The following is a 25,761-nucleotide window of genomic DNA, read 5'->3' on the forward strand; positions in this document are numbered from 1 at the left end:
AATAAAAAGAGTTTGCGAAAATAGCGATAGTTTAAAAACCATTAATTACCATAATCATGGTATTGAAAAAAATAGGATTAGAAATCTAAAAAATTTTCAACATTTTCACCATTCCACTGGCCTGAAAATTTATAGGGAATAAATCTTGCAAACAGCTCTTCTTTATACCATTTGAGTTTTCTGGTAAGACGAACGACCTCTTTGTGTTTTTCATTTTTGTAGGCATAATCAATCATTTCGGCTTGAGTTTTCCATATGCTTAGTGTAGCTTGCTGTATTAGAGGCCATTCGCCAACGCCGATAGATAGCGCTAATCCATTATAACTCTCTAAACTTTTGCTCACATCACCAACTTTTCTCCAAAAAGAAATTAATTTTGAAAGTCGAATACTGGCTCGTGTTAAAACCATAACTGGCTTATCTATAGCCAAATAGGCATGAGAAATAAAAGGCTGCTTTCCGTCCCATTTTCCGTGTGCTTCTGCTGCATGTGCAAAAACGTTGAATGATTCAGAACTTCTGGATTTATAGTTGTTAAAAAATAAATTTTTTTCAAAAAAATTATTTGCATCTATTTCTGACACCCAAATACATAATAATGCATAAGTTCCAAAGTTTGGTTTTGAACTAAAACCATTTTCAGCACCTGAGCCCAATAATTTGTAAAACACTAATCCTTCAATATTTTTGAAATGAGCGTGTCCTAATTGCATTTGCGAAAATGCCCAAAGTTTGTTGGAAAAACTTTCCAATTTAAAAAAAGTACAAGTGGTTATTTGGCTCATGAGTTTGTGTTATATTTTGAATGGGTTTGTGATTGTAAATCAGATTATTTTTTTTCAACCACTAAAATTTGTACGCCCAACGGAAATAGTTTTTCAAACACAAAAATAGGGGATGTAATCACTTTTAAAAGAACAAGCATCCAAAAATGATTAGACATATTCCCCGACCAATCTATCCCTTTTTTTTCCATTCTACCAAGCCACCATAGGGTAAACGCATCAAGGGTTCCGTATCGCAAATGTTTTTTAATTTCCCATTTATCTTTAGGAAACAAAAGCGCAAAACCTTTATTTGTTAATAATGACAGGTGTCTTGGACTATGCCATCCTTGCCAATATGATTTTTGAATTTTTGCACTTATACTTTTATAATCAGGTATTTCGATAATTATTTTCCCACCTTGTTTTAAGCAATTATAGAGTGTTTCAATAGTTTGATGTGGGTTGTAATCGTGCTCTAAATAATGCCATAACGTGATTACATCAAATTCGGTCTTAGTATTATAATCTTCAATAGAAACTTTTTTAAGTTCTAATTTAGGGTAATTTTTACCCTTCCAACCCGAATCTGAAAAATCAATTCCAGTGCAATTTACTTTTGAGTCTTGTTGCAAAAGTTCTAAAAAACTCGGATTACCACATCCTACATCTAAAATATTAAAATTAAGGTCGTTTTTTTTAAGATATTTTTTTACAAAATTTACGCGCTTTAAATCTAAGTTTTTTTGACTGTTTACTACAAAGGAAAAATACTTTCCCCATGCTAAAGAACCTCTGTAGGGTAAATAGTTTTCGGTGTAGTAATCCTCTAATCTTTCCGGCATTACCGGATTTGTTAGAAACACTGTTTCGCAATTATTACAAACATTAAAAGCATAAAGCTCATTATTTGGCTCATGCATTAATGCATTTGTTGATATGTAATAAGAAGTTTCGGTTTTTTTACAAATCAGGCAATTGACAGCATTTGTATATTCCATTTGATAGTTTAATTTTATGTAAAGCCAATGAATAATCTATACGATAAACAAAAGCTAAAGCGCAAAACTTTAAACTAAAGAGTAAGATATTTATCCATACGAATACTGTGTTATGTGTAAAGGGTTTTAGATTGTTTTGAGGCAGCTTGAATGTATTTTTTCTTAATAATTAACATTCCAAAACTTTCGCCACCTTGTTTTCCCGTATTTTTGTGATGCATTTTGTGCGCACGGCGCAACGCTAAAACAAATACATTTTTTGTTTTAGTAAATACTTTGAAGCGTTGGTGAATTATCAGGTCGTGTACAAAAAAATAAGCTAAACCGTAGAGTAATATACCAAAACCAACCCATGTGTACCAGGCATATTGGTTCATCATTCCAAACATTATTAGTAACCAACTTGGCACGGCATAAATGATAAAAAACAAGTCATTTCGTTCAAACCAGCTTTCATGGTCTTTTTTGTGATGATCAGCATGAAAATACCACATAAAACCATGCATTACGTATTTGTGATTTGCCCATGCAGAAAATTCTGTTAGTATAAAAGTGACTAAAACTATGCTAGAATTAATTATTATTTCCATATTAAATAAATATAAATAAAAAGGTGAAGAATATAATTTGTAAAATCAATATTATTAAAGACACCTTGCGATTCCCTTTTATAATTGTAGGGTAAAAAAAGTAAGATGTAAAAAAAGCAACGCCAATCCAACTTAAATAATTCTGTAAATCAGGTAGTCCACCTTCAAATTGCCAAAAATTAAGTTTCGGTGCCACTTGCTCAATAAGTAAATCAATAAGCGTTACGAGTAAAGAAGCCACAGCCAAAACCGTTATTTTGTTTGCAAAGATACGACTTACTACTATGATTCCAGCACAAATAAGCATTGCCCAATTGATCGAAATAACCAGAGGAACATTAAGAAATTTATAGCCTAATCCGTCGCCATACGAATATTTCCCAAAAATTAATCCAGTTTTTACGCCAATTACTTCAATAATAAAACCCAAAGATGCAATAGAAAAAAACGCAATTATAAATTTTTTGTCTGATAAGGGACTATGAATTAAAAAAACGAAACAAGTAAGTAATAATGTATAAGGTGTAAAAGGACTAAAAAAAGAAGGATTGACTACAAATCCAATCGAGCCAGAAATATAGACCAGAATTAAGAAATATAAAAAATATGATTTGTATGTTTTTTTCATTTCATTTCTTGTTCTACTATAATTTGACTGGCTATTTTTGCGCTAAAAAGGCATAGCGGAATACCTCCTCCTGGATGCACGCTTCCTCCCACAAGAAACAAATTTTTAATACTTGACGAAAAATTAGCATGTCTTAAAAATGCGGCAAATTTATTGTTGCTAGAGTTACCATACAGTGATCCGCCTAGAGAAGATGTTTGGTTTTCTATATCAATTGGATTTAAAGTACTTTCGCTAATAATATATTTTTCGATATCTGTTTTCAGCATCATATTAATTTTGTCAACTACATTCTTTCTAATTGCTTCGGCATAATTTATACTCTCGCTTTTATTGTGAGGTACATTTACCATTACAAACCAGTTTTCGCAACCCTCTGGTGCATCATCTTTGCAATATTTTGAAGTAATATTTATATAAATAGTAGGGTCTTCTGTTGGATATTGTTTTGAAAACAAATAATCAAATTCCTTTTTATAATCATCACTGAACAGAATATTATGCAATCCTAATGATGCAAATTCTTTGTTTATTCCCCAATAAAAAACATAGGCACTACTAGATTTTTCTTGTTTAATTAGCTTTTTGGGGGTAAAAGAATTTGGCAATAAATATTTGTAGAGGGCATGAATATCTATATCGCTTGCCACAATATCAAAGGGATAGCTGACACCATTACCTTTAATGGAGGCAATCCTATTATTAGATTCAACATTTAAGGTTTCAACAGTTGTATTATATTTAATTTCCACATTAGCTTCTTCTGCTAGTTTGACCAAATGTGTTGTAATTTGATGCATACCTTTTTTAGGTAAGTACGCACCAAGATTAAATTCTAAATGCGAAATCATATTTATTAAGGCAGGAGCTTGGTAAGGATTAGAACCGTTATAGGTTGCAAATCGATTAAACAATTGTACCGTTTTTGGATTCGAAAATGTTTTTTCGTTTTTTTTATGCATAGTACTAAATAAACCCAAGAATGGGGCAAATAATATACCTTTTACTGTCTTAAGATTAATAAAATTTTTCAGCTGATGTAACGATTGTTTCAAAAACAAATCTTCAGTGGTTTTAAAGTAAAAAGCGTTGCGCTTTATGTGTTTTAAAACAGTTTCTTTATTTTCATTTAATTTTAAATGTATTTCCGATGCAAATTCTTCTACATTAGCAGATGCTTTTAATTGCGTTCCATCCGAATAAAAATAGTTAGTTATGACTTTTAATTTCTGGTATTCAAATTTATGCGAGCTTCCTTGCAAATTAGTCAATTCATCGATTAGCTCGGGCATAGTAAATAATGATGGACCTTTATCAAATCGAAATCCATTCATATTAAGTTCACTCAATTTACCTCCTGGGTAACTATTTTTTTCAAAAATGGTTACTTTAAACCCTTGATTTGCTAGTCGAATTGATAATGCAAGACCTCCTATTCCAGCTCCAATCACACCAACGGATTTAGTCATTTTTATTGATTAAGTTCAAAATGTAAAAATAGTTTTTTTTTAATAGGAAAATTGTATAACAATAGTTAAAAAATCCTATAAATAGTAAACTAACAACCAAAAATAATTAAATCCACAAGTTTATACAATCATAAAAACCCAATCTCAATTGCACAAATTGAGGTTCTAATAAACAACATAACGTAAATTTGTTTTCGTTAATTTTTCTGTTTCTGAATGATCCTTGCTTTTATCTTTTGGGCTAGTTCTGCTTTTTCATCAACAGTAATAACATATATTTTTCCAATATTTAGTAAATACTTGTCTAATGATGCAGTTTGACGATTGGTTACTAGTTTGGTATTTTTAAATTCTCTTATAGTTGTGTTTCTTCAGTTTTTTAAGTGTACAAATGGTTATAAGCTTGGAGTTCCAAAAAAGGTCAAAACGGCTTAAAATAGTTTTATCTAACAAAAATCCCGTTTCAAATACATGAAACGGGATTTTATATAAATAAACCTTTAGTAAACTAAGATCTGATTACTCTTTTCTTTCCTCACGTGGAGGTCTTGGCAAAAGTGCTTTTCTTGACACTTTTTCTTTTCTTGTTTTTGGATCCATACCTAAGTATTTCACTTGAAAAACATCACCCATTTTCACAACATCAGAAACATTTTCTGTGCGTTCCCATGCAAGCTCAGATACGTGAAGTAATACTTCATTCCCGGGTGCTTCTAGGTATTCCACTACCGCACCAAAATCAAGCATTTTGATTACTTTCACATCATAGGCTTCATTCATTTGTGGTTTGAAAGTGATTGACTTGATTTTAGCCAATACTGCTTCAATTCCAGCAGGATCTGTTCCTAAGATTTCAATAACACCTTCTTCAGTAGTTGGGTCTTCATTGATAACAATTGTTGTTCCTGTTGTTTTTTGTAATTCTTGAATCACTTTTCCACCAGGTCCAATCAACGCACCAATAAATGCATTAGGAATTCTTCTTGTAATAATTTTTGGAGCATACGCTTTAACATCTTCTTTAGGCGATGCCAAAGTTTCAATTAATTTTCCAAGGATATGTAAACGACCGTCACGAGCTTGCGCCAATGCTGCTTCCATAATCTCATATTTCAATCCGTCAATCTTGATGTCCATTTGACAAGCTGTAATTCCTTCAGAAGTTCCAGTTACTTTAAAGTCCATATCTCCTAAGTGATCTTCGTCACCAAGAATATCAGACAATACTGCAAAACGTTCTCCGTCAGTAATCAATCCCATTGCAATCCCAGAAACGGGACGAATCATTTGGATACCTGCGTCCATTAATGCTAATGTTCCAGCACAAACGGTAGCCATAGAAGATGAACCGTTAGATTCTAATACTTCAGATACAACACGGATTGTGTAAGGACAATCAGCAGGAATCATGTTTTTTAAGGCTCTTTGTGCTAAGTTTCCGTGACCAACTTCTCTTCTTGAAGTTCCTCTTAAAGGACGAGCTTCACCAGTTGAGAAAGGAGGAAAGTTATAGTGTAAGTAGAAACGCTCTTCACCTTGTTGAGATGGAGAGTCAATTTGGTTTGCTTCTCTAGATGTTCCTAAAGTGGCTGTAGCCAATGCTTGAGTTTCTCCACGTGTAAACAATGCAGATCCGTGTACAGATGGTAAGTAATCTACTTCACACCAGATTGGTCTGATTTCTGTAGTTTTTCTTCCGTCTAAACGTGTTCCTAAATCTAGTGTTACATTACGAACTGCTTCTTTGTTAGCTTTGTAAAAGTATTTAGAAACTAAATCGCCATTTTCAGCCAATTCTTCTTCTGTAAATAACGCTTTTACTTCTTCTTTTACTGCTGCAAATTGAGCTGTTCTTTCTTGTTTGGCTGTACCTTGTTTTGCGATAGCATAACACATATCGTAAGATGCGGCTTTTACTTTAGCGTAGATTGCTTCGTCTTCTCTCTCTCCTTCGTAAGTACGAGTTTCTTTTTTTCCAAAAGCAGCTTGTAAACGTAGTTGAGCAGAAATTTGATTTTTGATATGTTCGTGAGCAAATTTAATTGCTTCAAGCATTTCTGCTTCTGAAATTTCTTTCATCTCACCTTCTACCATTGCGATAGAATCCATAGAAGCTCCAATCATCATATCGATGTCTGACAATTCTAATTGGGCACGACTTGGATTGATAATGAATTTTCCGTCAACTCTACCAACTCTAGCTTCAGAGATTAATGTTTCAAATGGGATATCAGACAAAGCTAAAGCTGCTGATGCTGCTAAACCTGCTAATGCATCTGGCATTACGTCTTCGTCATGAGACATTAATTGAATCATTACCTGAACTTCTGCATGGTAATCATCTGGAAAAAGCGGACGTAAAACACGGTCAACTAAACGCATTGTTAATACTTCGTTATCACTTGGTCTTGCTTCTCTCTTAAAGAAACCACCTGGGAAACGTCCTGCTGCAGCAAATTTTTCACGATAATCTACCGTAAGCGGAAGAAAATCGATACCTGGACTTGCTTTTCTTGAAGATACAACTGTACCTAAAATAACAGTTTTACCTATTCTTACTACTACAGATCCATCCGCTTGTTTGGCTAAACGACCTGTCTCGATTGTGATGTTTCTGCCATCACCTAAATCGATACTTTCTACAAATAATTGTGGAATCATAAATTTAATTTATTAGTTAAACATGGGTTCTAGTTGTGTTGTAGTTGTTGTTTTGCGTAGTTAATGCCTAAAACCCAATGAAAAACCAAACTTTTTTTATTATTGTATATAAAAACAAAAAGAGGCACTTTCGCACCTCTTTTGTATTGATTATTTTCTGATATTCAATACTTTGATAATCTCACGATATCTGTTGATTTCTGTTTTCTTCAAGTAATCTAACAAAGATCTTCTTTTTCCAACTAGCAATACTAATGAACGCTCTGTGTTGTAATCATGACGATTTTTTTTCAAGTGCTCCGTTAAGTGGCTAATTCTGAAAGTGAACAAAGCAATTTGACTTTCTGATTTTCCAGTGTTTGTAACATCTCCGTGTTTAGCGAAAATTTCTTCTTTAATCTCTTTAGTTAAATACATTCCAATATTTGTTTAATGATTTTTATGTATGTCATACATCTATTGTAAGACGGGTGCAAAGATAATATTTATTTTTAAAAAGGCAAGATAAAAAGCGTCTAAGCTTTAATAATTTAATTTTCAGCGTATTATGCTGTAAATAATTTCGCAATTTCTTGATTTACAAATTCTAAAAATTTCTCGTCAGCTTCAGTAAATGGATCAATGACATGACTGTCAATATCAATTTGCCCAATATTTTCGCCGTTCACAAAAAGAGGCACTACGATTTCTGATTTTACAGTAAAACTGCAGGCTATATAATTGTCTTGTGCCGAAACGTCCGGAACAACAAAATTCTCATTAGAAACCGCCACTTGTCCGCAAATTCCTTTTCCAAAAGGGATTACCGTATGATCCGTTTCGGCTCCTACATAGGGTCCAAGATGTAATGTTTTAGACTTTTGATTGGCAAAATAAAATCCTACCCAGTTGTAGTAGTCAATTGAGTCACTCAAAAGCTGACAAATAGATAAAAGTTTTTCGTCTCTTGAAAGCGTTGTATTTAATGTGATTTGGGTTACTTTTGGTTGTAATTCTTGAAATGTCATGGTTTTTATTTATATTTATACAAAAGTAATTTAAAGCAGGTTTCAAAAATTACATAAATTTGTTAAAAAATTGATTTTGAAAAAATATTTTATTCTCTACAAACCTTTTTTGCTTTTTCTGACTACCTTTTTTTTTACATATATAGTGTTGACTGTTCTTTATCAAGAATATCTAAATAGCTTTGGAGAAAATAAATTGGATGCCATAACAAGAATGGTGGCTAAGAATACAGATCAATTGTTGCATTTTTTTTGTTTTAATTTTTCAATTCAAGAGAATCCATCGCATTCCTTTATTAAACTGATATTTAATCAGAAATATGTAGCTCGAATTATTGAAGGCTGTAATGCCGTCAGTGTGATTATTTTGTTTGTTTCTTTTGTGGTTGCTTTTTCTGGAAAGCTAAAGCCTACTTTGCTTTTTATTTTTGGCGGAAGCCTACTTATTTATGTTTTAAATGTGTTTCGAATAGCATTGTTATGTGTGCTGATGTTTCATTTTCCAAAACAGGAGAAATTTTTACACGGAGTACTTTTTCCGTTATTTATTTATGGGGTGGTTTTTATTTTGTGGGTAATTTGGTTACGTAAATTTTCAAAATATGCTTCGAAAGATACTAAATAATAAAATCAGATTAGCACAATTCCTTTTTTTGGTGGTCTTGTTAGCGCTTATCCGAGCATTTGAAGACCAATTATTTTATGACCCTTTTTTGGACTATTTCAAAAATGATTTTGCTAATTTACCCCTGCCTAATTTCGATCCATTTCAATTGTTTTTTGGACTGCTGTTTCGCTATACATTGAATACTGTTGTATCATTAGGGATTATCTATGTCCTTTTCAAGGAAGTTCAAATGTTGAAATTTGCCCTTGTTCTGTATTATTTTTTCTTTATGTTTTTAATCATTTCTTTTTTCTTTATAATCTACTATATCAAAGGGCATAATAATTTTGCACTTTTTTATGTTCGTAGATTTCTCATTCAACCCATTTTTGTCATGCTGTTTGTTCCGGCATTTTATTATCAAAAACAGAAATAAGTAGTCTTTTTTTCGTTATCTTTATTGGGTTTAATTTGTTTATTGTCAAATAAATAACAATATGAAGATAGTCAAACATTCCGGAGATATTGTAGATTTTAATCCTGATAAACTTAAAACTTCGTTATTAAAATCTGGAGCAGGTATTAATGAGGTTGAAAGTATTCTAAAATCGATTCAAAATAAAGTTTACGAAGGAATTTCAACTAAGGAAATTTACAAAATGGCTTTTGGATTATTAAAAAAAACGGCTAATTCTCATGCAGCACGTTATAATTTAAGGGAAGCAATTCGGTTATTAGGTCCCGCGGGTTTTTTCTTCGAAAAATATATCGCTCGACTTTTTGCCTCAGAGCATTATACAACGGTGACTAATTTAACCTTGTTTGGAAAGTGTGTTTCTCATGAAATTGATGTTTTGATAAAAAAGGACCAGATTATTTCTATGGTGGAGTGCAAGTATCATGTGGGAAGAGATGCCGCAACCGATGTAAAAGTCCCTATGTATATCTTGTCTCGGTACAATGATATTAAAGACAGGCATCATCCCATTTTTACTCGGAAAGATTCTGTTTTGGGTTGTTGGATTGTAACTAACAATCGATTCACCTCTGATGCTGTCGATTTTGCAAAGTGTTCGGGATTGAATTTGTTAAGTTGGAATTATCCCACGAATAATAATTTAAAAACAAAAAATGATACCGCTAATCTTTATCCAGTGACTTGTTTAACCACTTTAACCCTCGTTGAAAAAGATAAATTATTGATATTGGATGTGATTTTGGTGAAAGAAATAATAAACAATTCGGATTGTTTAGAGAAAATTGGATTGAGTTCAAATCGAATAAAGAATGTTTTAAAAGAAGCCTCTGAATTATGTAGATATTTTTAATAATACAGGTTGCTGATTTGTTTAATTTTAAATCGGAAAAAATGAAAGTCAAATTTATTGGTGGAGCAGGGACCGTTACGGGTTCGAAAACATTAATCGAAAGCAACGGCGTTAGAATTTTAATCGACTGTGGACAATTTCAGGGCATTAAGCCTTTGCGGGAGCTCAATTGGGAGCCATTGCCCATTTTGCCTTCAACAATAGATTTTGTTTTGTTGACCCATGGACATTTGGACCACTGTGGCTGGTTACCCAGATTAGTAGATCAAGGTTTTAAGGGGAAAATTTATTGTACGAGTCCCACAAAAGACATAACAAAACTAATTCTTTTGGACAGTGCCAAAATTCAGGAAGAAGAAGCGAATAAAGCCAATAATGAAAAATTTTCCAAACACGAAAGTGCGCAGCCACTATATACCGTAGCTCAAGCTGAAAAGGTATTCCCGCTTTTCAGAGTGATTAAAACCAATGAATTAATCCCGTTGGATGCCGAAATTACGGCGGTTTACTCTAATGCTGGGCACATCCTGGGAGCCTGTACCATTGAATTACAGCTCGAAAACAAAATCTTGGTTTTTTCTGGAGATATCGGTCGTGATAACGATGTATTAATGTATCCGCCAACCAAACCAAAAAGAGGCGATTATATATTTCTGGAAAGTACGTATGGAGATCGTCTTCATCCGGATATAGATGTCAAAGCGGAAATGGAAATGTACATCAATAATACTGTTGAGAAAGGCGGAACCATCATTATTCCTAGTTTTGCTGTAGAGCGCGCACAAACGGTTATGTATTTATTATGGCAACTCAAAGAAGAAGGCAGAATCCCAAATATTCCCTATATTATTGATACCCCAATGGGAATAAGTGTTTTGGATATTTTTGAAAATAATAGAAAATGGCATAAATTACCGGAGCAGGAATATATTGCGATGTGCAAAATGTTTTCGATGATTACAGATTATCAGGAAACTATTGAAACCATATTTAATAAACAACCCAAAGTGGTTATTGCCGCCAGCGGGATGATTACGGGTGGCAGAGTGCTGAGTTATCTAGAACGATATATTGGTTTGCCGGAAACCACTGTAATCATTATTGGCTTTCAGGCAGCGGGAACTCGTGGAAGAAAATTGTTGGAAGGAGCCAAGGAAATTAAAATTCACGGTAAATATTATCCGGTATTGGCGAATATTCTCGAAATAGAAAGTTTGTCAGCTCACGGAGATCAGGGGGATTTGCTGAACTGGCTTTCGGTTTTAGAAAATAAACCTATTAAGGTGTTTCTGGTTCATGGCGAAAACAAACCAATGGATGAGCTTCGTATAAAAATCAATGAAACATATCATTTTGATTGTAAAATTCCTTTAATGGGACAAGAATTTGAATTGTGATTTTTAACACTATTTTTGGTTTTAAGAGTTGCTTTATTAACTAATTTTGCGTCATGAGTATTAAAAAATGCACGAGTTTATTTTTAGCCTTTCTGCTATTGGTTTCCAATGTAGGATTGGCTTTTAATGTGCATTATTGTGGAGAACAAATTGCTTCGGTTTCTTTGAATACGAATGTCTCTCAACCAACAGAAAAAGGATGTTGCGAAAAAATAGTTGCCAAAAAGGACAGTTGTTGTAAAGACAAAGTCTTTAATTTTCAAAAAAAATCGGATAATGCGACAATTAAAGCGTTTCCCTTTGATTCTCATTTTTCTTTTCTCATTCAGGACTGGCAAACAATAGTTTTTTCTTCTAATAAAAATTTCAAAAATACTCAAACGACGGTTTCTTATTTTTGCGATGCAAATGCGCCGCCACTTTTTAAGTTGTACAGCCAATATATTTTCTACGCTTGATTTTAATGTTTTAAAAGTCAAATCACTTCTTGTGATTTGGATCTACTTTTTACAAACATTAAAATATTGTATGATGCAAAAAATAATAACGCTTTTTGTTGTGATTTTTCTTTCCATTCCTGCTTTTTCTCAAGAAAATCTGGAAGAGGTAAAAGTCATAAAAAAGCGAAAAGGAATTCAAAAATCCTTTACGGTAACAGGAAACACGACACTCATAACAAGCAAAGAATTGCTAAAAGCTGCCTGTTGTAATCTTGCAGAAAGTTTTGAAACGAATCCTTCTATAGATGTCAATTTCTCGGATGCTTTGACAGGAACAAAACAAATCAAAATGCTGGGACTAACCAGTCCGTATTTAATGATAACCGAAGAAAATGTGCCGTCTGTTCGTGGCGCCTCTCAAGCTTATGGATTGTCGTTTACACCTGGAACTTGGGTTGAAAGTATCCAAATTACAAAAGGTGCTGGGAGTGTTGTCAATGGATACGAAAGTATTTCGGGCCAAATTAACACGGAATTATTAAAACCTTTAAGTGACATTCCGTTTTTCTTGAATGCCTATGGTTCGACAGATTCGCGGTTTGAATTGAATACCCATTTCAATGCTAAACTTTCGGATAAATGGAGCAGTAGCTTGTTCCTTCACGGCAATTCGCGGGTTTCCAAAATGGATAGGAATAATGATGGTTTTCTGGATAATCCTTTGGCAAAACAAATCAATATTCTCAATAGATATCAGTATTATAATGCCGAAAAAGGCTGGGTGAGTTTTATCAATTTCAGATATATGAACGATAAAAAACAAACGGGAGAATTGAATTTCAATCCAGACAGAGACAAAGGAACAACCAATTACTGGGGTTCTGAAATTAATACAGAGCGATTAGATGTTTCAACAAAAGTGGGCTATGTTTTTAAAGATATGCCTTATCAAAGCATAGGTTTTCAAAACGCTTTTAACAGCCACGACCAAAAGTCTTACTTTGGCTTAAATCAATATAATATTAAGCAAAGCAGTTATTATTCGAACTTGATTTTTAATTCGATTATTAGCAATACGATGAATAAATTTGCTGCAGGTTTGAACTTCACTTATGATAAATATCAAGAGTTTGTTAACGTGAATGATTACAGCAGAATAGACAATTCAGTTGGAGCTTTTTTTGAATACACTTACGACAACGCAGATAATTTTAGTGTAATTCTTGGAGGAAGAATCGATAATCATAACCGTTTAGGTACGTTTCTAACACCGCGATTACATGTTCGTTACAATCCTTGGGAAAAAGGAGTTCTGCGATTTTCAGCGGGAAGAGGGAAGCGTTCAGCAAATATTTTTGCCGAAAACCAGCCTCTTTTTGCCAGTTCAAGAACCTTTGATGTTTTAGATACAAACGGAAAAATTTATGGCTTAAATCCTGAAATTGCCTGGAATTACGGTTTGAGTTTTGCCCAAAAATTTTCACTCTTCGGTAAAAGTGCCGATGTTGGTTTTGATTTCTACAGAACCGATTTTCAGAATCAGGCAGTGGTTGATGTGATGCAAAGTCCTCAGCAAGTTTTGTTCTATAACTTGAATGGGAAATCCGTTGCTAATAGTTTGCAATTGGAATTTAATTATGAAATTTTTAATCATTTCAATTTGCGTTCCGCCTATAAATTTTACGATGTAAGAACGGACTATCTTTCAGGAAATTACCAAAAGCCATTGCAGGCGAAACATCGTTTTTTTGGTAATTTAGAATATGAAACGCACATTGGTGAGAAAGGGAAACAATGGAAATTTGATTATACGTTCAATTGGATTGGTCAGCAACAATTGCCTAATACGGCTTCAAATCCTATAAATGATAGATTACCGGAATTTTCGTCGTCTTATTCTTTAATGAATGCGCAAATTACAAGGACTTTCTCTTCGACGTTTGAAATGTATATTGGAGGAGAAAATATAGGAAATTACAAACAGGAAAAGGCTATTCTTGGCAGTGAGAATCCTTTTGGCCCCACTTTTGACGCATCAATTGTATATGCGCCGGTCTTTGGACAAATGTATTATGCAGGATTGCGATTTAAAATAAAATAAGCTCAGTATAAAAAATTAATAATCACAATAAAAAAAGTAAAAATGAAAAATATTATTTTAATTCTACTGGTAAGTTTTCTTGGATTTGCCGCTCAGGCTCAAGAAAAAAAGAATAAAAATGCTAAATATATCACTGAAGTAAATGGTAATTGTGAGCAATGCCAGAAACGAATCCAAAAAGCGGCTTATTCAGTGACTGGAGTTAAATCAGCAATTTGGGATATAGAAACACATCAGTTGAGTTTGATATTTAATGAAGAAAAGTCGTCTCCATTGGATGTAAAAAAAGCAATTGCCAAAGTAGGTCATGATACGGATGAAGTGAAAGCGACAACTGAAGATTATGACAACCTCCATAGTTGTTGTAAATATGAACGACTATAATTTTGAAACCCAAAGTAGAAAGCTTTGGGTTTTTAATTTTTTAAATGACGATATTTAAAATTGGCTTGTAATTGCGTTTATCATAGTAGCTATAATGCTTTTAAGCGTTAATTAAACTTTAAAGTACGGCAATATATTGCGGTTGAGCTAAATTATTATTACTTTCACGACCAATAAATTTAATTACAAATCGTTTTTATGAATAATTTTGATTGGACACAATTACTTAATCCAGAATTTTATATTAACCTTCAAATAGGAGGAGTTCAAATAGGTTTGTATATAATTTTATTTATAGTTTTTGCCGAAACTGGTCTTTTTGCCGGTTTTTTTCTTCCTGGAGACAGTTTGCTTTTTCTTGCAGGAATTTACAGTAAAGATTTGATCCAGAATATGGTTGCTATAGAAAGCGATTTTATTAATGTTACTTTATTGTCGTTATTGGTTGCTGCTGCTGGAATTGTGGGTAATACGGTTGGCTATTGGTTTGGAGCAAAAAGTGGATATTATTTATTTAAAAAAGAAGATACTTTTTGGTTCAAGAAAAAATACCTTTTGCAGTCAAAAGATTTCTTTGAAAAATATGGAGGGAAAGCAATTATATTTGCCCGTTTCTTGCCAATTTTCAGGACTTTCGCGCCAATTGTTGCCGGAATAGTATCCATGGACAAAAGTAAATTTATGTTTTTCAATGTTTTAAGCTCATTTTTATGGTCCTTTATTTTAATTTTTTCCGGGCATTATCTACACGGTATCTTTTTAGATAAATTTGGAATTGATTTGAAAGAGCATATCGAATATATCATAATAATAATTGTACTTATTACCACTGTTCCTGTTTTATTCAAGCTTTTGAAAAAAAGGGTGCATATAAAATAAGAGGACTGTCCGTTATTTATACCAAAAAAAAAATCAATCTCTTTGTTAAAATTTAAACTTACAAAAATACTTTGTAAGCCCCTGTAAATCTAGAATATGACAACTAAAACATTGTAATTTTTAAACAGTGAGTCTTAGAGGTTAAGAGATGCTGGTTTTGTTTTGTTTTTGCAATGAAGTTTAGCTTTTTTTAAACAAAGAAATAAAGATATCAAGCGGGATTCACGACATTTAATATTTTTTTTACAACATTAACTCTTAATCTCCTTATTGGTGATGGTAAAAAAATAATGATGGTCCGTTTAGCGGACAGTCATAATAAAATAATCACTCTCATTACTATAAAAAAACTCCGTTTCAATTAAGAAACGGAGTTTTTTGTTTAAAAAGGAGAATGAATTACATCATTCCCGGCATACCGCCACCCATTGGGTTTCCGCCGCCATTATCTTCTTTAATATCAATCAAAGCACATTCTGTAGTTAAGATCATACCTGCAACTGATGCTGCATTTTCTAAAGCAACACGTGTTACTTTTTTAGGGTCGATAATACCTGCTTTTAGCATATCTACATATTCATCTGTTTTGGCATTGTATCCAAAATCACCTTTTCCTTCAGCAACTTTTGCAACAACTACTGAACCTTCAAGTCCTGCATTTTCAACAATAGTTCTCAATGGAGATTCTACTGCACGAGATACAATTTGAATTCCTGTTGCTTCATCAGCATTGTCCGCTTTGATAGTGTTTAGTACAAGTTTAGCTCTTAGTAAAGCAACACCACCTCCGGCAACAATTCCTTCTTCAACAGCAGCACGAGTAGCATGAAGCGCGTCGTCAACTCTGTCTTTTTTCTCTTTCATCTCTACTTCAGAAGCAGCTCCAACATAAAGAACAGCAACTCCACCAGCTAATTTAGCCAAACGCTCTTGTAGTTTTTCTTTGTCATAATCAGAAGTTGTAGCTTCCATTTGACCTTTGATTTGGTTGACACGATTTTTGATCATATCAGCTTCACCAGCACCACTTACAATAGTCGTGTTATCTTTGTCGATAGTTACTTTTTTAGCAGTTCCTAGCATTTCGATAGTCGTGTTTTCTAAAGTATAACCTCTTTCTTCTGAGATTACAGTTCCACCGGTTAAGATAGCGATATCTTCTAACATTGCTTTTCTTCTGTCTCCAAAACCAGGTGCTTTTACGGCAGCGATTTTCAAGGCTCCACGTAATTTATTTACCACCAATGTAGATAATGCTTCACCATCAACATCTTCAGCTATTATCAATAATGGTTTTCCAGATTGAGCAACCGGTTCCAAAACTGGTAACAATTCTTTTAAAGAAGAAACTTTTTTATCGTACAAAAGGATGTAAGGATTTTCTAATTCCACTTCCATTTTTTCTGGATTGGTAACAAAGTATGGAGAAAGATATCCTCTGTCAAATTGCATTCCTTCCACAACATCTACATAAGTATCAGTTCCTTTGGCTTCTTCAACGGTAATAACTCCTTCTTTTCCAACTTTTGCGAAAGCAGCAGCGATTAGTTCACCAATTACTTCATCATTATTAGCTGAAATGGATGCAATTTGTTTTATTTTTTCAGAATCGCTTCCTACTACTTTGGCTTGTTTAGCCAAATCAGCTACAATAGCTTCAACCGCTTTGTCAATACCGCGTTTCAGATCCATTGGATTGGCTCCTGCAGCAACGTTTTTCAAACCTTCTTTTACGATCGCTTGAGCCAAAACAGTTGCAGTTGTAGTTCCATCACCGGCTAAATCATTAGTTTTAGAAGCAACTTCTTTAACCATCTGAGCACCCATGTTTTCTAATGGATCTTTTAACTCTATTTCTTTTGCAACGGTAACACCATCTTTAGTAACTGTTGGACCTCCGAAAGATTTACCAATAATTACATTACGACCTTTTGGTCCAAGTGTTACTTTTACAGCATTTGCTAATGCATCAACACCACGTTTTAATCCGTCACGTGCTTCAATATCAAATTTTATATCTTTTGCCATTTCTTTTTATTTAAACTTTTAAATTGTCTTAATACTTAATTCTTCAGACTTAATACTTATTAGATTATCGCTAAAATATCATCTTCTCTCATTATCAAATAATCTTTTCCTTCCAGTTTCAATTCCGTACCAGCATATTTTCCGTAAAGAACTGAATCTCCAATTTTAACAGTCATTGTGTGGTCTTTTGTGCCATTTCCCACAGCAACAACAGTTCCTTTTTGTGGTTTTTCTTTGGCGGTATCCGGAATAAAAATCCCTGACGCAGTTTTGGTTTCAGCAGCGACTGGTTCGATAAGAACTCTGTCTGAAAGCGGTTTGATGTTTAAAGCCATGATTTTATGTTTTAATTATTTTTTTTATGATTGCTTATAGGATTTCAGAAATTGTGCCAACCTATTTAAACTGACATATTTTCTTATAAAAAATGCCAGCTTTGACAGGCTGGCATTTAGAATAAGTAGGTAATAATTTATTTTGCTGGATTTGTCGCAGCAGGTGTATTTTGAACTGGAGAAGCTGGTGCAGCAGTTGTTGGTGCAGTAGTTTCTGTTGGCTCAATAATTTTTGAATCATTATCACTTAATGCTCCTGTAAAGCTTAAACTTGAAAGAAGTATTAATACAATTAAAACAGTAGCAAGTGTCCAGGTACTTTTGTCTAAAAAATCAGTTGTTTTTTGTACGCCACCTAACATTTGAGAGCCACCTACTGTAGAAGATAATCCGCCACCTTTAGGGTTTTGAACCATTATTACTACGATTAATAGGAAACAAACTATTGTTATTAAAACTAAAAAAATTGAAAATGTGCTCATTGTTTAATTGTTATAATTATTTTGTTGTAAAATCTTAATATCCGAGATACGGTCTGCAAAGAAACTACTTTTTTCTGGATATTTCAAAATTAATATTTGATAAGCTTGAATCGCTTTTAGATATTTTTTTTGTTCCAAATATACTCTTGCTAAAGTCTCCGTCATCAAGTAGGCGTTGTCATCTTTATTTAGGTCGAAAGTCACTGTGGATGTCACGCCGTGTTTTACAGGAGGAATCTTTGGACTGGTTTCTATAAACTTGTCGATTAGCTCCGCTTTTTTCTGTTTGTTATCATCTATTGGTAACGTTTTAGGACTAACCGTATTTTCCGTTCCTCTATCAATAGGGAGTGTTCGGGATAATTGTAACCATTCTTGAAAGGAATGTTTTTCATTTACAGAGAAATCCAAAGGTTGACCGATAGCCAATTTTTCTTCAAATATTTTAGCAGTATCATCAGATTCTAATGGTAAAGCCTCCCTTATAGAGGTTAGAATTGATTGTTCTAAAGTATTTGTTTTATACTCCAGTTTTTCTTCGTGAATAATTATTTCACTATCTATTACATGGATGTTGTGGAGTTCAATTATTTTTTTATCGTAAAATTCTTTTTGTATGGCGGTAAAACTGTCTGATGTAATAAAATCAAACAGAACGGTTCTGTCTGTGGTGTGTGCTGCCGTAACTTTAAGGGCCAAATTATATTTAAAACTATTTAGGTTGTAAAGTCCTTTTAATGTTAAAGCCCTGGCACTTTGAAAATAAGGAAATTCATCCAGTACTTTTTCCAAGGCAGCCGTTTGCTTCTCATTCATAGCATTTGGCCTGTTAATTAAATAAGTATAATCGGTTACGTTCATTTTTTGAGTGTTCAATGTTCAGTAATCAGTGTTCAGTAATCAGTGTTCAATTTTTAGTGTAGCTAACTGAATACTAAAAACTGCCAACTGAAGACTTCTTCATTTACCATTTAGCTAAAGATTCATTAAAGATATCTTGGGTTATTCTTTCAAAAATTTCTTTCAAAGTACTATTTAATGTAGACCCTAGCAATTGTTGTTCCGCAGGATAATCATAAAAAAACTCAAATGTTTTTTCGAAATTATCGACCTCTTTATTTTTATTGGTAAACCTTACATTTACTCTTATTTTTAATCTATTTTGAGAAGCTTGCTGATCTGCAGTCGCTGTCATTGGGCTTATTCTGTAATCTACAATTTCTCCTTCGTAAGTTAAGTCGGCACCGTTTTTGACCAAATTCAAATTTGTTTGATTCAGAATTATGTCTTGCAAAGCAAGAGTAAATGTCCGGTCTATTCCAGGCTCGATTATTTCCGCATTATTCTGAAAAAAATTGACCTGAAAAGTTTTTGCATCAATTTTTCCGGTTCCTGTGAAGTTATAAACAGAGCAGCTGTTGATGCTGAATATAAGTATTGTAAGAAGAATAAGTTTTATGTGTTTCATTTTTTATTTTAAAAATTGCTTCGTCCGTTCGCCAACGCTCTGGTCAAAGATATTCATTTTCAATCAAATCATTTACGTCTATTTGATCGGTGTATAAAAGCTACAAATCAAATTGTTTTATTTTTCGATATAAAGTTCTTTCGGATATCCCCAATTCATCGGCTGCGGCTTTTCGTTTCCCTTTATTTTTTTCCAATGATTTTTTAATCATTTCAATTTCTTTCTGCTCTAATCGCAATATCTCCTCTTCCTCTTCGACAGTTTCCGCAAATAAATAGTTGTCGTCATTCTCTTGATAACGTTCTTCTTTATTTTGAGCTGCAATCAAAGCGGTTCTTGGCTCTTCTTCAAAATCTATTTCGCTATCATTTTCTTTAGAGCCGTATATTTTTGTAATTAGATTTTTATTGGTTTCCTGCACTTTAGAACTGCCATTTTCCATTAATTCTAAAGTAAGTTTTTTCAAGTCATGCAAATCGCTTTTCATATCAAAAAGTACTTTGTATAAAATTTCTCTCTCGTTACTAAAATCGCTGTCACTTTTTTTGTCTTTTATCACTGACGGTAAATTACTGCCTTCAGCAGGCAAGTAGGATTGTAAAGTTGCAGCCGAAATTTCGCGATTTGTTTCCAATACTGAAATTTGTTCCGCTACGTTTCGCAACTGACGAATATTACCACTCCAGCGGAATTTTTGCAAAACAAGAACGGCACTTTCTTCTAATCTTAAAGGAGGCATTTTATATTTATGCGCAAAATCTGAAGCGAATTTTCTGAATAACAAATGAATGTCTTCTTTTCGTTCTCGCAGTGGTGGCAAAGTAATATCTACCGTACTCAAACGATAATACAAATCTTCACGGAATTTTCCTTTTTCGATAGCATTAAACAAATTAACATTGGTCGCGGCCACAATTCGCACATCCGTTTTTTGTACCTGAGAAGAACCAACTTTTATAAATTCTCCATTCTCTAATACACGCAACAATCGTACTTGAGTGGTCAACGGCAATTCTCCAACTTCATCCAGGAAAATAGTCCCGCCATTGGCAACTTCAAAATAACCTTCACGGGTATTGGTTGCACCTGTAAAGGACCCTTTTTCGTGACCAAAAAGTTCACTGTCTATAGTTCCTTCTGGAATAGCACCACAGTTTACAGCAATGTATTTTCCGTGTTTTCTATGTGAAAGGGAATGAATAATTCTTGGAATATTCTCTTTCCCAACACCACTTTCACCCGCTACTAATACCGAAATGTCAGTAGGAGCAACCTGAATGGCTTTTTCTATTGCACGATTGAGCTTCGGGTCATTCCCAATAATCTCAAATCGTTGTTTTATAGCTTGAACTGATTCCATATTGTCATTGCGAGGCACGAAGCAATCTCATTAATGTTATTTTTTAACCGCTCCCGATAGTTATGGGATTTCCAAATTATTAAAACTAATTTCCGTTTAATAATGTATTCTATTTCGCAATAACCTATTGCTTTGGTTTTGCTAATGTGTCTTTTGCAGAAACTATTTTTTCCACTTTTTGTTTTGGAAAATAAGTTCTAATGGTAAAAAATGTAACCCCAAATCCAATTATAAAAGTAACTAAACCAATTAGTATATTCTTTTTTGACATCTTTATCTTTGTTTTAAAGGTTTTGTCCGTTTAAGGTTTGAAGCTCTCTCGAAAAGTTTAAACCTTAAACTTTAAACTTTAAACTTTTTTAATTCATCTCACTCAATCCAACTGCTTCTCCTTTTAGAGTTCCGCTCGTACAACTCAAAATTCTCACATTTACAAAATCACCAATTTTATAATTCTCTTTTGGAAAAACCACGGTGATACTTTGCGAATTTCTTCCTGAAAATTCTTCTGTCGATTTTTTTGAAACTTTCTCTACCAAAACTTCCACTGTTTGACCAATGAATTCCTCAGAGCGCAACCAAGCGTGTTTTTGTTGTAAATCGACAATTTCCTGCAATCTTCTTGCTTTGGTTTCTTCAGTAACATCATCTTCCATTTTTCTTCCCGCCAATGTTCCTGGTCTTTCAGAATACGAATACATATAACCAAAATTATATTTCACGTATTCCATCAAACTCATGGTATCTTGATGATCTTGTTCCGTTTCTGTTGGGAAACCAGCAATCATATCTTGTGAAATCGAACCATTTGGAATAATAGTCCTGATTTTATCAATCAAAATCATGTATTGTTCACGCGTGTGCAAACGATTCATTTCCTTCAAAATTCGGTTGCTTCCGGACTGAACAGGCAAGTGAATGTGCTTGCATATATTAGGGTATTTCGCAATTACATGCAAAATACTTTCGTGCATGTCTTGTGGATTTGAAGTCGAAAATCGGATTCTCATTTTAGGAAAACCAACGGCCACCATTTCTAGCAATTGGTCAAAATCAACCGCGGTAGCTTTTTGCATTTCGGTAGCATTTTCAAAATCTTTTTTCAATCCGCCACCGTACCATAGAAAACTATCTACGTTTTGTCCCAAAAGTGTAATTTCCTTAAAACCTTTGTCCCACAAATCCTGAATTTCCTTCATGATGCTTTGCGGTTCACGGCTGCGTTCGCGTCCACGGGTAAAAGGCACCACGCAAAACGTGCACATATTATCGCAACCACGCGTGATAGAAACCAAAGCGGTAATTCCGTTGCTCATCAATCGCACCGGTGAAATATCGCCATAGGTTTCATCTTTGGACAAAATCACATTAATTGCATCGCGACCTTCTTCCACTTCTTGTAAAAGGTTCGGCAAATCTTTATACGCATCAGGACCTACAACAAGGTCTACAATTTTTTCTTCTTCCAGGAACTGACTTTTCAATCGTTCCGCCATACAGCCTAAAACGCCAACTTTCATCTTTGGATTGATACGCTTCACAGCATTGTATTTTTCCAAGCGTTTGCGAATCGTTTGTTCCGCTTTATCCCGAATAGAGCAGGTATTCACCAAAACTAAATCGGCTTCTTCCAGAATTTGCGTCGTATTATACCCGTTTCCGGATAATATAGAAGCTACAATTTCGCTATCCGAAAAATTCATCGCGCAACCGTAACTTTCAATAAAAAGTTTCTTCGTATTCTCGGGTTTATGTTCTAGAACAAGACTTTCGCCTTGTTTACTTTCTTCAATAATCTTTTCCATCCTATATTTTCAAAGCGCAAAGATAAAGTAATTTCAATAAATATGACAAGATGTCAGCCGAAGATTTAACATTGTTTTAAGTGATTTCAAATTGTTCTGTTTTTAGGAGCAATTTCCCGCTTTCCGCTACAATTCCTCGTCTCGTTGGCAAGATTTTTTAAATACCTGCAAGAGCTTCCTTTGGTCGCTTTGCAGCCATAAAAAATGTAAGCCAGCGAGACTCCGGGATTTCCACTTTAATCGGGGCTAGGGCATTTGAATTAAAATTATTGTTACAAATTGTACGATGAGATTTTTATTATTTGCTATTTAATTCTTCAAAATTCAATTCAATTAAGATCATCTTAAACTTGCATTTCAACGAGAATTTTGACTTTTAAAATTTAAAAAACTCAAAATTTAAAAAAATCATATACTTTTGCCGACATAAACAATCGGGACATGGCAAAGAATTTAGTTATAGTTGAGTCACCTGCAAAGGCAAAAACAATTGAAAAATTTCTGGGAAGTGATTTCCAAGTGGAGTCAAGTTATGGGCATATTGCCGACTTGCCTTCCAAAGAAATTGGGGTAGATGTAGAAAATGGTTTTAAACCTAAATATGAAGTTTCTGCTGATAAGAAAGCGTTGGTTTCCAAACTTAAAACTTTAGCCAAGAATGCCGAAATGGTTTGGTTAGCAAGTGATGAGGATCGCGAGGGAGAAGCTATTTCTTGGCATCTTGCCGAAGAATTAAAATTAGACAAAACCAAAACTAAGCGTATCGTTTTTCACGAAATTACGAAGACAGCGATTCTAAAAGCGATTGATAATCCACGTGAAATCGATTATAATTTAGTTAATGCACAACAAGCCCGTCGTGTTTTGGACAGATTAGTTGGTTATGAATTGTCGCCTGTACTTTGGAGAAAAATAAAAGGTGGACTTTCTGCCGGACGTGTACAATCAGTTTCCGTTCGTTTAATTGTGGAGCGCGAACGTGAAATTCAGAATTTCAAAGCCGTGGCGACGTATTCTATTGTAGCAGAATTCACTAATGAAGCAGGGAAAGCATTCAAAGCAAAACTGCCTAAAAATTTCAATACTAAAAAAGAAGCTGAAGATTTTTTAAATAAAAATATCGGTTCTACATATAAGGTAGCGGATTTAGAAACGAAACCTACCAAAAAATCACCAACGGGTCCATTTACCACTTCGACTTTACAGCAAGAAGCCGCTCGTAAATTGTATTTGCCTGTTGGAATTACGATGCAACTCGCTCAACGTTTATACGAAGCCGGACTTATCACGTATATGAGAACGGATAGTGTGAACTTATCCAAAGATGCGATGGAAGCTGCTCAAGCTGAAATTATCAAATCCTACGGAAAAGAGTTTTCAAAACCTCGAACTTTTGTCAATAAAAGCAAAGGAGCACAGGAAGCACATGAGGCGATTCGTCCTACGGATATGTCACGTCACACGGTAAATATCGACAGAGATCAAGCGCGTTTGTATGATTTGATTTGGAAAAGAACCTTGGCTTCGCAGATGAGTGATGCGCAATTAGAACGTACAAACGTAAAAATTGAAGCAAACAATCACGGTGAAATTTTTACGGCATCTGGTGAAGTGTTGCTTTTTGAAGGTTTCTTGAAAGTGTATTTGGAAGGTCATGATGACGATGAAGAAGAACAAGAAGGAATGCTTCCAGCGATGAAAGTCAATGAAAAATTAGGAAACAATTACATCACTGCGACAGAAAGATATTCTCGTGCAGCTGCAAGATATACGGAGGCTTCTTTGGTAAAGAAATTAGAAGAATTGGGAATTGGTCGTCCTTCTACCTATGCACCAACCATTTCTACCATTATCAACAGAAATTATGTCGAGAAAGGAAATCTAGACGGACAAGAACGTAATTATACGCAATTGACATTGCAATGCGGGAAAGTAGGAGAGAATTTGCTGAAAGAAAATACTGGTTCTGATAAGGGGAAATTAGTTCCTACAGATATCGGAACTATCGTTACTGATTTCTTGGTAAAGAATTTCGGAAATATTTTGGATTATAATTTCACCGCAAAAGTGGAACAAGATTTTGATGAAATTGCCGAAGGAAATATTGAATGGACAAAAATGATGCAGGAGTTCTACGATAAATTTCACCCAACGGTAAAAGATGTCGAAGCCAATGCCGAAAGAGAAAGTGGCGAAAGAATTCTAGGAACGGATCCAAAAAGCGGTAAGCCAGTTTCGGTTCGTTTAGGGAAATTTGGACCGATGGCTCAGATTGGAGCTGCAGATGATGAAGAGAAAAAATTCGCCAGTTTAATGTCGGATCAAAATATTGGAAATATAACTTTGGAGGAAACTTTAAATTTATTTTTGTTGCCAAAAAATCTTGGAGAATATAAAGATGAAGAAGTTGAGGTCAGTAATGGTCGTTTTGGTCCTTACATCCGTCACGGAGCAGCTTTTGTTTCCTTGCCAAAAGGCGAAAATCCTTTGGACGTAGATTTAGAAAGAGCTAAAGAATTAATCGACGAAAAAGCATTAGCTGATGCGCCGATCGCAATTTACAAAGGCGAAGGTGTTCAAAAAGGAACAGGTCGTTTTGGTCCTTTTATCAAATGGGACGGTTTGTTTATAAATGTAAGCAAGAAATATGATTTTGATAATTTGTCTCAAGCAGATATTGAAGCGTTGATTGAAGACAAATTGCAAAAAAATATTGATAAGGTTTTACACAATTGGGAAGATGAAGGAATTTTAGTTGAAAAAGCCCGTTGGGGACGTTCTGTGATCACCAAAGGAAAAATAAAAATTGAACTGAGTAAAGATGTTGATGCAACAAAATTGACATTAGCTGAAGTTCAGGAAATGATTGCCAAGAAAACGCCTGCTAAAAAAGTTGCGGCTAAAAAAGCGCCAGCAAAGAAAGCTGTGGCAAAAAAACCAGCAGTAAAGAAACCAGCGGTAAAAAAGTAATAAACAATAACTAATTTCCAGTTTCATTTCTCTCCTGCTCAGGAGAGAGTAGGGAAG

The 25,761-nt window shown here is 34.1% G+C and carries 25 protein-coding genes and 1 pseudogene; 9 read left to right on the top strand and 17 right to left on the bottom strand.

Translation table 11 applies throughout. The annotated features are described in order from the left end of the window. Window positions 1–77: 77 nt before the first annotated feature. The 9 genes and pseudogenes from ACFX5E_RS02535 to ACFX5E_RS02575 all read right to left on the bottom strand — a co-directional run bounded on the left by ACFX5E_RS02535 (window position 78) and on the right by ACFX5E_RS02575 (window position 8,120). Window positions 78–785 (bottom strand): DUF3291 domain-containing protein, encoded by a 708-nt coding sequence (locus tag ACFX5E_RS02535; protein ID WP_379853592.1) that lies wholly within the window; start codon window positions 783–785, stop codon window positions 78–80. A gap of 44 nt (window positions 786–829) precedes the next feature. Continuing rightward, the gene (locus ACFX5E_RS02540) at window positions 830–1,765 is read right to left on the bottom strand and encodes a class I SAM-dependent methyltransferase (protein WP_379853593.1); all 936 of its coding nucleotides are present in this window, start codon (window positions 1,763–1,765) and stop codon (window positions 830–832) included. Between the two features lie 110 nt (window positions 1,766–1,875). Next, entirely contained in the window at window positions 1,876–2,355 is a 480-nt protein-coding gene (locus tag ACFX5E_RS02545; protein ID WP_379853594.1) for a sterol desaturase family protein, read from the bottom strand. A gap of 1 nt (window position 2,356) precedes the next feature. Continuing rightward, the gene (locus ACFX5E_RS02550) at window positions 2,357–2,983 is read right to left on the bottom strand and encodes a carotenoid biosynthesis protein (protein ID WP_379853595.1); all 627 of its coding nucleotides are present in this window, start codon (window positions 2,981–2,983) and stop codon (window positions 2,357–2,359) included. Further along, window positions 2,980–4,452 (bottom strand): 1-hydroxycarotenoid 3,4-desaturase CrtD, encoded by a 1,473-nt coding sequence (gene crtD, locus ACFX5E_RS02555; RefSeq protein WP_379853596.1) that lies wholly within the window; start codon window positions 4,450–4,452, stop codon window positions 2,980–2,982. The genes ACFX5E_RS02550 and crtD overlap by 4 nt, the downstream gene beginning before the upstream one ends. 171 nt (window positions 4,453–4,623) lie before the next feature. Further along, a pseudogene (locus tag ACFX5E_RS02560) lies at window positions 4,624–4,811 on the bottom strand (RNA polymerase subunit sigma); the annotation flags it as partial. A 160-nt stretch (window positions 4,812–4,971) separates the two neighbouring features. After that, on the bottom strand, window positions 4,972–7,113 hold the full coding sequence (locus tag ACFX5E_RS02565; protein WP_379853597.1) for a polyribonucleotide nucleotidyltransferase: 2,142 nt from the start codon (window positions 7,111–7,113) through the stop codon (window positions 4,972–4,974). Window positions 7,114–7,263: 150 nt separating this feature from the next. Beyond that, a complete protein-coding gene (gene rpsO / locus ACFX5E_RS02570) occupies window positions 7,264–7,530 on the bottom strand; it encodes a 30S ribosomal protein S15 (RefSeq protein WP_073203920.1) in 267 nt (88 codons plus the stop codon). 128 nt (window positions 7,531–7,658) lie between these two features. After that, on the bottom strand, window positions 7,659–8,120 hold the full coding sequence (locus tag ACFX5E_RS02575; RefSeq protein WP_379853598.1) for a GAF domain-containing protein: 462 nt from the start codon (window positions 8,118–8,120) through the stop codon (window positions 7,659–7,661). A 76-nt stretch (window positions 8,121–8,196) separates the two neighbouring features. Here ACFX5E_RS02575 and xrtF point away from each other — a divergent pair, with 76 nt between their 5' ends. The 8 genes from xrtF (at window position 8,197) to ACFX5E_RS02615 (ending at window position 15,256) form a co-directional block, all read left to right on the top strand. Then, window positions 8,197–8,745: an exosortase family protein XrtF gene (gene xrtF, locus ACFX5E_RS02580; RefSeq protein WP_379853599.1), complete on the top strand. Its 549-nt coding sequence runs from the start codon at window positions 8,197–8,199 to the stop codon at window positions 8,743–8,745. Continuing rightward, the gene (locus ACFX5E_RS02585; RefSeq protein ID WP_379853600.1) at window positions 8,723–9,163 is read left to right on the top strand and encodes an exosortase F system-associated membrane protein; all 441 of its coding nucleotides are present in this window, start codon (window positions 8,723–8,725) and stop codon (window positions 9,161–9,163) included. The genes xrtF and ACFX5E_RS02585 overlap by 23 nt, the downstream gene beginning before the upstream one ends. A 61-nt stretch (window positions 9,164–9,224) precedes the next feature. After that, window positions 9,225–10,055 (top strand): ATP cone domain-containing protein, encoded by an 831-nt coding sequence (locus ACFX5E_RS02590; RefSeq protein WP_379853601.1) that lies wholly within the window; start codon window positions 9,225–9,227, stop codon window positions 10,053–10,055. A 41-nt stretch (window positions 10,056–10,096) separates the two neighbouring features. Then, window positions 10,097–11,452, top strand: a complete 1,356-nt coding sequence (locus tag ACFX5E_RS02595; RefSeq protein WP_379853602.1) for an MBL fold metallo-hydrolase — start codon at window positions 10,097–10,099, stop codon at window positions 11,450–11,452. 53 nt (window positions 11,453–11,505) lie between these two features. Next, window positions 11,506–11,910 carry an HYC_CC_PP family protein gene (locus tag ACFX5E_RS02600; protein ID WP_379853603.1) on the top strand — a complete coding sequence of 135 codons (405 nt, stop codon included), beginning with the start codon at window positions 11,506–11,508 and terminating at the stop codon, window positions 11,908–11,910. 73 nt (window positions 11,911–11,983) lie between these two features. Beyond that, window positions 11,984–13,993: a TonB-dependent receptor plug domain-containing protein gene (locus ACFX5E_RS02605; protein ID WP_379853663.1), complete on the top strand. Its 2,010-nt coding sequence runs from the start codon at window positions 11,984–11,986 to the stop codon at window positions 13,991–13,993. A gap of 42 nt (window positions 13,994–14,035) precedes the next feature. Then, a complete protein-coding gene (locus tag ACFX5E_RS02610) occupies window positions 14,036–14,377 on the top strand; it encodes a heavy-metal-associated domain-containing protein (RefSeq protein WP_379853604.1) in 342 nt (113 codons plus the stop codon). Window positions 14,378–14,575: 198 nt separating this feature from the next. Then, on the top strand, window positions 14,576–15,256 hold the full coding sequence (locus ACFX5E_RS02615; RefSeq protein ID WP_379853605.1) for a DedA family protein: 681 nt from the start codon (window positions 14,576–14,578) through the stop codon (window positions 15,254–15,256). A gap of 399 nt (window positions 15,257–15,655) precedes the next feature. Here ACFX5E_RS02615 and groL read toward each other — a convergent pair whose 3' ends face one another. The 8 genes from groL to miaB form a co-directional block, all read right to left on the bottom strand. After that, on the bottom strand, window positions 15,656–17,284 hold the full coding sequence (gene groL / locus ACFX5E_RS02620) for a chaperonin GroEL (RefSeq protein ID WP_379853606.1): 1,629 nt from the start codon (window positions 17,282–17,284) through the stop codon (window positions 15,656–15,658). Between the two features lie 59 nt (window positions 17,285–17,343). Continuing rightward, a complete protein-coding gene (locus ACFX5E_RS02625; protein WP_035670228.1) occupies window positions 17,344–17,619 on the bottom strand; it encodes a co-chaperone GroES in 276 nt (91 codons plus the stop codon). A gap of 137 nt (window positions 17,620–17,756) precedes the next feature. Beyond that, window positions 17,757–18,101 carry a preprotein translocase subunit SecG gene (gene secG, locus ACFX5E_RS02630; protein WP_379853607.1) on the bottom strand — a complete coding sequence of 115 codons (345 nt, stop codon included), beginning with the start codon at window positions 18,099–18,101 and terminating at the stop codon, window positions 17,757–17,759. A gap of 3 nt (window positions 18,102–18,104) precedes the next feature. Continuing rightward, on the bottom strand, window positions 18,105–18,962 hold the full coding sequence (locus ACFX5E_RS02635; protein ID WP_379853608.1) for a hypothetical protein: 858 nt from the start codon (window positions 18,960–18,962) through the stop codon (window positions 18,105–18,107). 103 nt (window positions 18,963–19,065) lie between these two features. Beyond that, on the bottom strand, window positions 19,066–19,569 hold the full coding sequence (locus tag ACFX5E_RS02640) for an LptE family protein (protein WP_379853609.1): 504 nt from the start codon (window positions 19,567–19,569) through the stop codon (window positions 19,066–19,068). Between the two features lie 100 nt (window positions 19,570–19,669). Beyond that, a complete protein-coding gene (locus ACFX5E_RS02645) occupies window positions 19,670–20,929 on the bottom strand; it encodes a sigma-54 interaction domain-containing protein (RefSeq protein ID WP_379853610.1) in 1,260 nt (419 codons plus the stop codon). Between the two features lie 124 nt (window positions 20,930–21,053). Beyond that, a complete protein-coding gene (locus ACFX5E_RS02650) occupies window positions 21,054–21,200 on the bottom strand; it encodes a hypothetical protein (protein ID WP_379853611.1) in 147 nt (48 codons plus the stop codon). A gap of 88 nt (window positions 21,201–21,288) precedes the next feature. Further along, the gene (gene miaB, locus ACFX5E_RS02655; RefSeq protein WP_379853612.1) at window positions 21,289–22,734 is read right to left on the bottom strand and encodes a tRNA (N6-isopentenyl adenosine(37)-C2)-methylthiotransferase MiaB; all 1,446 of its coding nucleotides are present in this window, start codon (window positions 22,732–22,734) and stop codon (window positions 21,289–21,291) included. Between the two features lie 441 nt (window positions 22,735–23,175). On the opposite strand from miaB, the gene topA reads away from it, so the two are divergent. Continuing rightward, window positions 23,176–25,704: a type I DNA topoisomerase gene (gene topA / locus ACFX5E_RS02660; protein WP_379853613.1), complete on the top strand. Its 2,529-nt coding sequence runs from the start codon at window positions 23,176–23,178 to the stop codon at window positions 25,702–25,704. Window positions 25,705–25,761 lie beyond the last annotated feature (57 nt).

It is taken from the genome of Flavobacterium xylosi (genome assembly GCF_042787345.1).
GTDB classification, from domain to species: domain Bacteria; phylum Bacteroidota; class Bacteroidia; order Flavobacteriales; family Flavobacteriaceae; genus Flavobacterium; species Flavobacterium xylosi.